This window comes from Rhizobium sp. CCGE531, assembly GCF_003627795.1.
Classification (GTDB): domain Bacteria; phylum Pseudomonadota; class Alphaproteobacteria; order Rhizobiales; family Rhizobiaceae; genus Rhizobium.
Map to the genome: position 1 here is coordinate 1,947,220 of NZ_CP032684.1, position 11,981 is coordinate 1,959,200.

Genomic DNA, 11,981 nt, shown 5'->3' on the forward strand with positions numbered 1-11,981 from the left:
CATCTTGCCATTCGAACGAACCGCGGCGATTGTGCCGCGGTTTTTGTTCGCGCCGTCATCTCTTTGTCATCAAGGCGGCCTAGGGAACACGCCGCCGTTTGTTACCGGTTTCGGCGCTTTAGATGAGACTATGGAGCTGAACCGTGGAGCAGATCGTCGCGCCGCAGGCGCTTGCCCATGCCGTCGATATGGATGAAGGGGTTACCCTTCTTAAAAAGGCGAATCGCATCCTCATCATGGGCTGCTCCGGTGGGGGCAAGTCGACACTTGCGCAGAAAATCGTCGTTCATCTGGACCTGCCTTATATCTCGATGGATCGCGAGTTTTTCTGGTTGCCCGGCTGGGTAAAGAGAGACAAGGCCGAGGAACGTTCCCTGATCGCCGCCAAGGTTGCTGAGGATCGCTGGTTGATCGATGGGACCGGGCCATCCAGTTTTGATCTGAGATTGCCGCGCACTGAGCTTGTTCTCTGGGTACGCATGCCGCGCTGGCTGTGCATGTGGGGGGCCCTGTCGAGAGCGCTGCGATGGCTGGGGCGGTCGCGCCCGGATATGGCGCCGGGTTGTCCCGAGCGCATCGATTGGGAGTTCCTGCATTACATATGGGATTGGGAGCAGAAATTTGCGCCCAAAGTGCTTGCCGGCCTTGTCGAGCACGGCCCAAACGTACCCGTTTTGCAGCTGAAATCCCGCGGCGAAATGCGTCAGCTTCTTGATCTTCTTGGCCGTCCTGCTTAATTGCGGCTCATGCCTCAATTCGAAACTCATCGTCCCGTTCCGCATTCGCCCGACCAGATGTTCGACCTTGTCGCCGACGTGGAACGCTATCCCGAATTCCTGCCGCTTTGCGAGGCGCTCACCATCCGCAACCGCAAGGAACGCGACGGCAAGATCCTGCTGATTGCCGATATGACCGTCGGCTACAAGGCGATCCGCGAGACCTTCACGACGCAGGTGCTGTTGAACAAGGCGGAGCGCGCGATCGATGTGAAATATATCGACGGGCCCTTCAAATATCTCGACAATCGCTGGCGCTTCACGCCGTCGGAAAATGGCGGCTGCAGTATCGATTTCTTCATCGACTACGAGTTCAAGAGCCGCATCCTCGGCGCCCTGATGGGATCGATGTTCGATCGGGCTTTCCGCATGTTCACGGATGCCTTCGAGACGCGCGCGAGCAAGATATATGCTTGAGGACGCGCCCGGTTATCGGCTGAGCGCGACAAGCATCTCCAGCGCCGTCTTCAACGTGGCGAGCCGGACCTTGTCGCGGCCGATATCGCCGTAGCGCATTTCGTGATGGATGAGCGTACCGCGGCGCGCCTTGGCTGCGAGATGAACCAGTCCAACAGGCTTTTCGGCGGAGCCGCCGCCAGGCCCGGCAATACCGGTGACGGCCACGGCAAAATCGGCCCGGGAACGGAAGAGGGCGCCTTGTACCATCTGCAGCGCCGTTTCCTTTGACACCGCGCCGAACTGCGCAAGCGTCTGTTCCTGAACGCCGAGCATCTCCATCTTCGCGATATTGGTATAGGTCACGAAGCCGCGATCGACCACGGCGGATGAGCCGGGGATTTCCGTTAACGCGCCGGCGATCAGGCCGCCGGTGCAGGATTCGGCCGTGGCGACCATCCAGCCCTTTTCGGTGAAGTCACTGACGATCTTGTGTGCGAGCGCGAGAATCTCATCCGGGAAATGCATCATGTCTTGGCTCCGCGATAGACGACCGTCGCCGTCGCGATGGCCGCGATACCTTCGCGGCGGCCGACGAAGCCGATCGTCTCGTTTGTCGTTGCCTTGACGGAACAGCGCTCGAGGCTGATGCCCAGAAACTCGGAAAGCCTGGCGCGCATGACGTCGCGATGCGGCCCGATCTTCGGCGCTTCGGCGATCAGCGAGACATCGGCATTCATGATGGTGCCGCCGCGCTCGCGCACGATCTTTGCCGCATGCTCGATAAAGATGCGGGAAGGGGCACCTTTCCATTGCGGATCGGAGGGCGGGAAATGGTCGCCGATATCGCCGGCACCGCATGTGGCGAGCAACGCGTCGGTCAGGGCGTGCAAGGCAACATCGGCGTCCGAGTGCCCCTTCAGCTTCTGATCGTGCGGAATGAACACGCCGCAAAGGGTTACGCCGTCGCCGGGCACCAACTGGTGCACGTCATAGCCATTGCCGGTGCGCACGTCGGGCAGCAGGCCAGCACTCAGCTTTTCATCGGCCATGGCGATATCCCTCTTGATGGTCAGTTTCACATTGTCGGCGCTGCCGGTCACGAGCGTCACCGGCAGGTTGCACCATTCCGCGATCGCCGCGTCGTCGGTGAAATCGGTCTTGCCGGCGGCCTCCGCTTTTTCATGCGCGGCGAGAATATCGGCGAAGCGAAAGGATTGCGGCGTCTGCGCGGCGTGAAGCCCGGCGCGGGGGACCGTGTCAATGACCAGCCCGCTTGCGTCGCCGCGCTTCAGCGTGTCTGTGACGGGCATGGCGGGCAGCACGGCCGGCGCGCCCTCTGCAAGGGCTGCGGCAACGCGATCCAGCAGATCATGGTCGAAGAAGGGGCGCACGGCATCATGGATCATGACATGCGTCACACCGCTTCCATTCAGTTGCCGAAGTCCGGCAAGCACGGATTGCTGGCGTGTCGTGCCGCCGAAGGCGATCTCGACATCAGGCAGGCCGGTAACCTGCTCCAGTGCCGAGCGGAGCAGCCTTTCGTCGTCGCGATGAATGACCACGACGATCTTCGATGTCTGCGGCCATGTCACGAATCTTTCAAGCGTATGCGTAATAACCGCTCTGCCGCCGATCGGGCGATATTGCTTGGGACCTTCTTCTGGAGAGCCCGACCGTTCGCCGCGCCCGGCGGCAACGATCACGATTCCCACCGACAGCGGTTGCGTTGAATGCATTTGCGTCATAACCCCCGAAGGATAAAGGCTCGTCTCCGGCATGGCTTTGAAAGCGTGGAGCTTTCTTTTGAACAAGCACATGCTAAATAGATCGTCAAACGAGATCCTGCTTCAGCAGGGTCTATCGCCTCAACTGAGTATTTTCCAGCATCTGCTCAAAAAATATCGGGATTCTCCAAACCCCCTTGGCAAACTTTCAAAGCGTGTCTAAAAATAGTGCAGATGTATGATGTGCCCGAAAGATAATCATTTGCTTTCTTCCCTGCTTGCAGCTCCATTTTCCATCGGTTCTGTGCCCATCCGAAATCGCGTGATTCTGGCGCCGATGTCGGGCGTGACCGATCTTCCTTTCCGGCAGCTCGCCTTGCGTTACGGCGCGGGCCTGGTCGTCACCGAAATGGTTGCCAGCCGTGAGCTCGTCCAGGATACGGCCGAATCCTGGGCGCGTCTGAAGAGCGCGGGATTGAAGCCGCATATGGTGCAGCTTGCCGGCCGCGAGGCGCATTGGATGGCCGAGGCGGCGAAGATTGCCGCAGATAACGGCGCCGATATCATCGATATCAATATGGGGTGCCCGGCCAAGAAGGTGATCGGCGGCTATTCCGGCTCGGCGCTGATGCGCGATCCCGACCACGCGTTGACTTTAATCGAGGCGACGGTCCGCGCGGTGAACATCCCCGTGACCTTGAAGATGCGGCTTGGCTGGGATGAAAATTCCATCAACGCGCCTGATATCGCGCGCCGTGCCGAGGAGGCGGGTATCCGGCTCGTCACCATTCATGGTCGCACGCGCATGCAGTTCTATGAAGGCAGGGCGGATTGGGATGCGATCCGTGCCGTTCGCGATGCCGTCTCCATCCCGCTTGTCGCCAATGGCGATGTCGAGACGGCGGAAGACGCGCGGGAAATCCTGCGGCGCTCGGGGGCCGATGCCGTCATGATCGGCCGTGGCTGCCAGGGCCGTCCGTGGCATGCGGGCGTTCTGGCCGGTCATCGCGAGCCGGGCCGCGAGGAGATCGTCGAGATCGCGCTCGAACATTATCGCATGATGCTGGAGTTCTATGGAGAAGCCGTCGGCATTCGCCATGCCCGCAAGCATCTGGCTTGGTATCTCGATCGCTATGCGCCGACGACGACAGGTGCCGACAAGGCGAAAATCATGACGTCGAAGGAGAGCGGCGAGGTGGCTGCATCCTTCCATGCCGCGCTGTTGGCAGGCGCCGATCTCGCCCAATACGTCCAGGAGGCTGCATGACTTCGAAATCCAGCTCCGAAGGCGTGGATAACACGGCCAATTCCATGGCCATGGCCGTTCTCAACGCAATCCAGAACGCCGTCGTGATGGTCGACGAAGCGGGTTTGATTGCATTCGCCAACTGGGAGGCTGAGGCCTTCTTTGGCGCCAGCGCCTCGCATCTGTCGCGCTACAAGATTTCGACCTTCATCCCGTTCGGCAGCCCCTTGCTGGCGCTGATCGATCAGGTGCGCGAGCGCCGTGGGCCGGTCAACGAATATCGCGTCGACCTGAGCTCGCCGCGCCTGGGGCAAGACAAACTGGTGGATATCTATGTCGCGCCGGTTTCCAGCGATCCAGGCTCCGTGGTGGTTGTGTTCCAGGAACGCTCCATGGCGGACAAGATCGACCGGCAGTTGACGCACCGCGCCGCCGCCCGCTCGGTCACCGGTCTTGCTTCCATGCTGGCGCATGAAATCAAGAATCCCTTGTCGGGCATTCGCGGCGCGGCGCAGCTGCTCGAGCAGTCCGTCGAGGACGACGACCGCGCCCTGACGCGCCTCATCTGCGACGAGACTGATCGTATCGTCTCGCTGGTCGATCGCATGGAGGTTTTCTCCGACGAGCGGCCGGTCGATCGCGTCCCCGTCAACATCCATTCCGTGCTCGATCATGTGAAGGCAGTCGCCAAGGCCGGCTTTGCCCGCAACATCAAGCTTTCCGAGAATTACGACCCGTCACTGCCGGCGGTCTTCGCAAACCGGGACCAGCTCGTGCAGGTCTTCCTCAATCTGGTGAAGAATGCCGCCGAGGCGGTCGGCGACCGGCAGGACGGCGAGATCATGCTGACGACGGCCTATCGCCCCGGCATCCGGCTTTCGGTCGCCGGCACGCGCGAGAAGATCTCCCTGCCGCTGGAATTCTGCGTCATCGACAATGGTCCCGGCGTGCCGTCCGATCTCGTGCCGCATCTCTTCGACCCGTTTATCACCACGAAGACGAATGGAACCGGCCTCGGCCTTGCGCTGGTCGCCAAGATCATCGGCGACCATGGTGGCATCGTCGAATGCGACAGCCAGAACCATCGCACCACTTTCCGCGTTTTGATGCCTGCCTCCAAGGGCATCACCTCAGAAGATGCCCCCCTTCCGAACTCTACAGGGACTACTCGATGACAGCCACGATCCTTGTCGCCGATGACGATGCGGCCATCCGCACCGTGCTCAACCAGGCTCTGAGCCGCGCGGGTTACGATGTGCGCATTACATCCAACGCCGCCACGCTCTGGCGTTGGGTCTCGGCCGGCGAAGGCGACCTCGTCGTAACTGACGTCGTCATGCCTGACGAAAACGCATTCGACCTGCTGCCGCGCATCAAGAAGGCGAGACCGGATCTGCCCGTGCTGGTCATGAGCGCGCAGAATACCTTCATGACGGCAATCAAGGCATCCGAGAAAGGCGCTTACGACTATCTGCCGAAGCCGTTCGACCTGACCGAGCTGATCGCGATCGTCGGCCGTGCCCTGTCCGAGCCGAAGCGCAAGCCGGCGAAGATCGAAGACGATATGCAGGATGGCATGCCGCTTGTCGGACGTTCGGCCGCGATGCAGGAAATCTACCGCGTGCTCGCGCGCCTGATGCAGACCGATCTGACGCTGATGATCACCGGCGAATCCGGCACCGGCAAGGAGCTGGTGGCGCGCGCCTTGCATGACTACGGCAAGCGCCGCAACGGTCCTTTCGTAGCGATCAACATGGCCGCGATCCCGCGCGACCTGATCGAATCCGAGCTGTTCGGCCATGAGAAGGGCGCTTTCACCGGCGCGCAGACCCGCTCGACCGGTCGTTTCGAGCAGGCCGAGGGCGGCACGCTGTTCCTCGACGAAATCGGCGACATGCCGATGGATGCGCAGACACGCCTCCTTCGCGTGCTGCAACAGGGCGAATACACGACGGTCGGCGGCCGCACGCCGATCCGCACCGACGTTCGCATCGTTGCTGCAACCAACAAGGATCTGAAGCAGGCGATCAATCAGGGCCTGTTCCGCGAGGATCTTTACTACCGCCTGAACGTCGTGCCGCTTCGCCTGCCGCCGTTGCGTGACCGTGCCGAGGATATTCCCGATCTGGTGCGTCATTTCATACAGCAGGCCGAAAAGGAGGGGCTCGGTTCCAAACGCTTCGATCAGGAAGCGCTTGAGCTGATGAAGGCCTACCCCTGGCCGGGCAACGTCCGTGAACTGGAAAACCTCATCCGCCGGCTGATGGCGCTTTATCCGCAGGATGTCATCACCAAGGAAATCATCGACGCGGAATTGCGGGCCGACGTTCCCGACAGCCCGATCGAAAAGGGCCCGGTCCGTACCGGGTCCATGACCATCGCCCAGGCGGTGGAGGAAAACATGCGGACTTACTTCGCCGGTTTCGGCGAAAATCTGCCTCCGCCCGGCCTTTATGACCGCGTGTTGACGGAAATGGAATATCCGTTGATTCTCGCGGCCCTGACCGCGACGCGCGGCAATCAGATCAAGGCAGCCGATCTTTTGGGCCTGAACCGCAATACGCTGCGCAAAAAGATCAGAGAACTGGGAGTTTCGGTTTACAGAAGCTCCCGAACGGCTTGACAATGCAATCCGATGCGTTGCATTTTCGCCACAATGCGTTGCTTAAAGGTCACGCAGTTGATTCGTCGTTTTTGCAGTGGACACTCGTCTGACTTTCTCTCCTAAAAGTGAGAGTTCGTCTGATTTTTCAGCCCGTTGCAAGGGTGACGTGAAGTAAAGGTTTCGCTCCTGTGCGAAACCGAACGACAGTTCCCGCCTTTGCCTGTCGCGCGCACGGATGCCAATAGTGGCGTGCGATTTGACCAGGGCGTAGACCGTCGCTCGGGCGTGGAGATTGATGGGAATGATGCAGGACGCGGTGTCGCCGGCGGCGAGCGACGAGGCGGTTGTCAAGGTGACGGACCGCCGTGCTTCCTTTGCCTTGCCGGGTCTGATCCTGGCCGGTGGGGCGCTTCTGTGCGCCATCGCGACCTTGCTGATGCTCCTCGGGCTGACGCCGATCGCGCCGACGTCCTCCGTCGTCTTCACTTCGGTCGTGATCAACGGCCTCTTCGTATTGGGTTTGATTGCGCTGATCGCCCGCGAGGTCGGCCGGTTGGTCAAGGCACGCAGCCGTGGTCGCGCCGCGGCGCGGCTCCATATCCGCATCGTCGTTCTTTTCTCGATAGTGGCGATCACGCCGGCAATCCTTGTCGCCATCGTTGCCAGCCTGACGCTCAATGTCGGCCTCGACCGCTGGTTCGGCGTGCGCACGCAGCAGATCATCAGTTCCTCGCAGAACGTCGCGCAAGCCTACCTGATGGAGAATGCGAGCTATCTGCAGGGGCAGACCGTATCGATGGCGAACGACCTGGAGCGCAATCGCTCGCTCTTCAATCTCGACCGCACCGGTTTTGCCGATCTGATGACCCGTCAGGCGCGCGGGCGCGGCTTGCTGGGCGCCTTCCTCGTGCGCCGCGACGGCACCGCCATCGTCCAGGCCGAGATCAAGACCGAGCGGCCGCTGCCGGCCATCCCGAAGGATGCGCTCGATTCCTCCGCCAACGGTCAGCCGACGCTCATTCCGCCGGGAGTGACCAACCTCGTCGGCGCGGTCATCAAGCTCGATGAAATCCCCGGCTCGTTCCTCTACACCGTGCGCGCTGTCGACCCGCGCGTCATGAACGCCATGCGGATGGTGGAGGATAACACCGTCGAATACAAGGCGATGGAAGCGGGGCGCATGTCGCTCCAGATCGCCTTCGCCGTTCTTTACATCGGCTTTGCACTCATCGTGCTGTTGGCCGCGATCTGGACCGCCATCGCGATCGCCGACCGTATCGTCAGGCCGATCCGTCTCCTCATCAGTGCGGCGGATAATGTCGCCTCGGGCAATATGAACGTGCTGGTGCCCGTGCGCTCGGCCGATGGCGACGTCGGCAGCCTGTCGCGTACCTTCAACAAGATGATCTCGGAAATCCGCACGCAACGCGATGAAATCCTGGAAGCGAAGGATGAGGTCGATGACCGCCGGCGCTTCATCGAGGCCGTTCTGTCGGGCGTGACGGCGGCAGTGATCGGCGTCGAGCACGACCGGCGCATCACCATCGTCAATACCTCGGCCGAGGATCTGCTGACGCTGAAGAGCGAAGAGCTCATCGGCAAGAACTTGTCGGAAATTTCCCCCGAGGTCGATCAGGTCGTCACCGAGGCGACGACGCGCCATCGCAGTGATTTCCGCAAGCAGATCAGCCTCGTTCGCGGCGGAACGGTGCGCACGCTCAGTGTCCAGGTGACGCGCGAGGAATCGCGCGACGCCAACGAATCCTACGTGATCACGCTCGACGACATCACCGATCTGGTCATCGCGCAGCGCTCGACCGCCTGGGCCGACGTCGCGCGCCGCATCGCGCATGAGATCAAGAACCCGCTGACGCCGATCCAGCTGTCGGCGGAACGCATCCGCCGCCGTTTCGGCAAGAACATCGCCGATGCCGACCGTCCGGTCTTTGACCAGTGCACGGATACGATCATCCGGCAGGTGGGCGATATCGGCCGCATGGTCGACGAGTTCTCCTCCTTTGCCCGTATGCCGAAGCCGACCATGGAGCCGAGCGATCTGCGCGATATCCTGCGCGATGCCGTATTCCTGCGCGAGATGGGCAACAGCCACGTCAAATTCGAGCGTGAGCTGGGCGACGAACGGCTGGAGGGCATGTTCGATGCCCGCATGCTCGGCCAAGCCTTCGGCAATCTCATCAAGAATGCCGTCGAGGCGATCGAAGGCGTGCCGAGCGATCAGGCGCGCGAACAGCCGAAGGTCCTGGTGCGTTCGTCCCTGGATTCGGAGCGGGATCGTTTCACCGTCGATGTCATCGACAATGGCCGCGGCCTGCCGGTGGAGAACCGGCACAGCATTCTCGAACCCTACATGACCATGCGCGAGAAGGGTACCGGCCTCGGTCTCGCCATCGTCAAGAAGATCATTGAAGACCATGGCGGGCAGATCGAACTCCACGATGCACCCGCCGATTTCGACCAGGGCAGGGGGGCCATGATCCGCGTGCATCTGCCGCGCCGTGAGCAGGCCGCCGTCGCCCAGACAGCAAGTGACAAGGAAAGCGTTTATGGCATCTGACATTCTCGTAGTGGACGACGAGGAAGACATTCGCGAAATCGTTTCGGGGATTCTCTCGGATGAAGGGCACGAAACCCGCACGGCGCATGACAGCGACAGCGCGCTCGCCGCGATTTCAGATCGTGCGCCGCGGCTGATCTTCCTCGATATCTGGATGCAGGGCAGCAAGCTCGACGGTCTGGCGCTGCTGGACGAAATCAAGGCACGTCATCCGGAACTGCCCATCGTCATGATCTCCGGTCACGGCAATATCGAGACGGCCGTCTCCGCCATCAAGCGAGGCGCCTTCGACTTCATCGAAAAGCCGTTCAAGGCCGATCGCCTGATCTTGATTGCCGAGCGCGCTTTGGAGAATTCCAAGCTGAAGCGCGAAGTCTCCGAACTGAAGCGCCGCACCGGCGACGCCGTGGAGCTGATCGGCACGTCGGTTGCCGTTTCGCAGCTGCGCCAGACGATCGACAAGGTGTCGCCCACCAACAGCCGCGTCATGATCTTCGGTCCGTCCGGTTCCGGCAAGGAACTCGTTGCCCGGATGGTGCACAAGAAGTCGACCCGCGCCAACGGTCCCTTCGTGGCGCTGAACGCCGCGACCATCACGCCTGAGCGCATGGAAATCGCCCTCTTCGGCACAGAAGGGTCGCCGGGGCAGGCGCGCAAGATCGGCGCCCTGGAAGAGGCTCATCGCGGTATCCTCTATCTCGACGAAGTTGGCGAAATGCCGCGCGAGACGCAGAACAAGATCCTGCGCGTGCTCGTCGATCAGCAGTTCGAGCGCGTCGGCGGTTCCAAGCGCGTTAAGGTGGACGTTCGTATCATCTCGTCCACGGCCTATAACCTTGAGAGCCGCATCGCCGATGGCCTGTTCCGCGAGGATCTCTATCACCGTCTGGCCGTCGTGCCCGTCCGCGTGCCCGCCCTTGCCGAGCGTCGGGAGGATATTCCTTTCCTCGTCGATCAGCTCATGCGGCAGATTTCCGAGCAGGCCGGGATCCGTTCGCGCCGGATCGGCGACGACGCCATGGCCGTGCTGCAGGCGCATGACTGGCCGGGCAACATCCGCCAGCTGCGCAACAATATCGAGCGGCTGATGATCCTCGCGCGTTCCGATGGCGCGGAAACGCCGATCACGGCGGAAATGCTGCCGACCGACCTCGGCGACATGCTGCCGAAGGTGTCCGCCAAGAACGATTATCACATCATGACGCTGCCGCTGCGCGAAGCGCGTGAAATGTTCGAGCGCGATTATCTCATTGCCCAGATCAACCGCTTCGGCGGCAATATCTCGCGCACGGCGGAATTTGTCGGCATGGAGCGTTCGGCGCTGCACCGCAAGCTGAAGTCGCTGGGCGTCTGACCGGCCAGCTCGATACGTCAACATCGTAGAATTCTGATCAGGGGCTTCCATGCCGAGAATAGCTTATGTCAACGGCTGCTACGTCAAGCACAGCGATGCCATGGTGCATATCGAGGATCGCGGCTACCAGTTCGCCGATGGCGTCTATGAAGTATGCGAGGTTCGCCATGGTGTGATCGTCGACCTGACGCGCCATCTCGATCGCCTCAACCGTTCGCTGAGCGAGCTGCGTATCGCCTGGCCGATGACGCGCTCGGCGCTGATCGTCGTGATTCGCGAGACGCTGCGCCGCAATCATGTCCGCAACGGCTTGTTCTATCTGCAGGTGACGCGCGGCGTTGCCCGGCGCGATCACGTCTTCCCGCCGGCCGGCACGCCATCCTCTATCGTCGTCACCGCCAAGAGCACCGATCAGTCCGTGATTGCCAGGAAGAATGCCGATGGCATCAAGGCGATCACCCTCCGCGACAATCGCTGGGACCGGGTCGATATCAAGTCTGTCGGCCTGCTTCCGAACGCGATGGCTCGACAGCAGGCCAAGGAGGCCGGCGCCCAGGAAGCGATCTATATCGACCACAACGGCATGGTGAAGGAAGGGGCCGCGACCAACGTCTGGATCGTCGATCATGACGGCAATCTCGTCACCCGCCCGGCCGAGCACGGCATCCTGCGCGGCATCACACGCACGACCCTGATGGACATTGCAGCGAAGTTGGACGTGACGATTATCGAGCGATTCTTCTCCGTCGAGGAGATGATGAAGGCCCGCGAAGTCTTCATCACCGCGGCGACAAGTATATGTTTTCCGGTCATTTCTATCGATGGTGAGACCATTGCAAACGGTCATCCGGGCAGCATGTCACAGAAAATTCGTGAAGCCTTTTTCGACGTTGCGGAAAAGACTGCGATTTGATACCAACATTCGCTGGGGGGAGAGATTGAGGATATCTCCTGTCTGGGACCTCTGTATATCATGACATTTAACCGGCCTAGGTCGGCAAAAAAGAAAGAAGCGGCGCGATGGCGGAACGTTCTCAAAACTTGCAGGACTTGTTTCTCAATACTGTTCGCAAGCAAAAAATTTCACTGACAATTTTCTTGATTAACGGCGTGAAGCTCACGGGTGTCGTAACCTCGTTCGACAATTTCTGCGTCCTGCTCCGCCGCGATGGCCATTCGCAGCTCGTCTACAAGCATGCGATCTCGACGATCATGCCGGGTCAGCCGATGCAGATGTTCGAGAGCGAAGAAGCCGCATCCTAACTGGGATTTGTTACTATCACGACACGCGATACCAAAAAT

General features: G+C 60.8%; 11 protein-coding genes. 9 read left to right on the forward strand and 2 right to left on the reverse strand.

The features are described 5' to 3' along the window. Positions 1 to 188: 188 nt before the first annotated feature. Positions 189 to 737, forward strand: a complete 549-nt coding sequence (locus CCGE531_RS09480; protein WP_120666667.1) for an AAA family ATPase — start codon at positions 189 to 191, stop codon at positions 735 to 737. Positions 738 to 746: 9 nt separating this feature from the next. Continuing rightward, positions 747 to 1,193, forward strand: a complete 447-nt coding sequence (locus tag CCGE531_RS09485) for a type II toxin-antitoxin system RatA family toxin (RefSeq protein WP_120666669.1) — start codon at positions 747 to 749, stop codon at positions 1,191 to 1,193. 12 nt (positions 1,194 to 1,205) lie between these two features. On the opposite strand, the gene CCGE531_RS09490 is transcribed toward CCGE531_RS09485, so the two are convergent. Next, positions 1,206 to 1,703, reverse strand: a complete 498-nt coding sequence (locus CCGE531_RS09490; RefSeq protein WP_120663927.1) for a CinA family protein — start codon at positions 1,701 to 1,703, stop codon at positions 1,206 to 1,208. Continuing rightward, entirely contained in the window at positions 1,700 to 2,920 is a 1,221-nt protein-coding gene (locus tag CCGE531_RS09495) for a bifunctional 2-C-methyl-D-erythritol 4-phosphate cytidylyltransferase/2-C-methyl-D-erythritol 2,4-cyclodiphosphate synthase (RefSeq protein ID WP_120666671.1), read from the reverse strand. The genes CCGE531_RS09490 and CCGE531_RS09495 overlap by 4 nt, the downstream gene beginning before the upstream one ends. 220 nt (positions 2,921 to 3,140) lie before the next feature. On the opposite strand from CCGE531_RS09495, the gene dusB reads away from it, so the two are divergent. From dusB to hfq, 7 genes are all read left to right on the forward strand, one after another. Next, positions 3,141 to 4,166 carry a tRNA dihydrouridine synthase DusB gene (gene dusB, locus CCGE531_RS09500; protein ID WP_205586494.1) on the forward strand — a complete coding sequence of 342 codons (1,026 nt, stop codon included), beginning with the start codon at positions 3,141 to 3,143 and terminating at the stop codon, positions 4,164 to 4,166. Further along, a complete protein-coding gene (locus CCGE531_RS09505; RefSeq protein ID WP_120663929.1) occupies positions 4,163 to 5,320 on the forward strand; it encodes a nitrogen regulation protein NR(II) in 1,158 nt (385 codons plus the stop codon). Before dusB ends, CCGE531_RS09505 begins: the two co-directional genes overlap by 4 nt. Beyond that, positions 5,317 to 6,768, forward strand: a complete 1,452-nt coding sequence (gene ntrC, locus CCGE531_RS09510; protein WP_120663930.1) for a nitrogen regulation protein NR(I) — start codon at positions 5,317 to 5,319, stop codon at positions 6,766 to 6,768. Before CCGE531_RS09505 ends, ntrC begins: the two co-directional genes overlap by 4 nt. Positions 6,769 to 7,051: 283 nt before the next feature. Then, positions 7,052 to 9,325 carry a PAS domain-containing sensor histidine kinase gene (locus tag CCGE531_RS09515; protein ID WP_120663931.1) on the forward strand — a complete coding sequence of 758 codons (2,274 nt, stop codon included), beginning with the start codon at positions 7,052 to 7,054 and terminating at the stop codon, positions 9,323 to 9,325. Further along, positions 9,315 to 10,679 (forward strand): sigma-54 dependent transcriptional regulator, encoded by a 1,365-nt coding sequence (locus tag CCGE531_RS09520; protein WP_120663932.1) that lies wholly within the window; start codon positions 9,315 to 9,317, stop codon positions 10,677 to 10,679. Before CCGE531_RS09515 ends, CCGE531_RS09520 begins: the two co-directional genes overlap by 11 nt. Positions 10,680 to 10,728: 49 nt before the next feature. Next, on the forward strand, positions 10,729 to 11,592 hold the full coding sequence (locus CCGE531_RS09525; RefSeq protein WP_120663933.1) for a D-amino-acid transaminase: 864 nt from the start codon (positions 10,729 to 10,731) through the stop codon (positions 11,590 to 11,592). A gap of 107 nt (positions 11,593 to 11,699) precedes the next feature. Continuing rightward, a complete protein-coding gene (gene hfq, locus CCGE531_RS09530; RefSeq protein WP_003539403.1) occupies positions 11,700 to 11,942 on the forward strand; it encodes an RNA chaperone Hfq in 243 nt (80 codons plus the stop codon). Positions 11,943 to 11,981 lie beyond the last annotated feature (39 nt).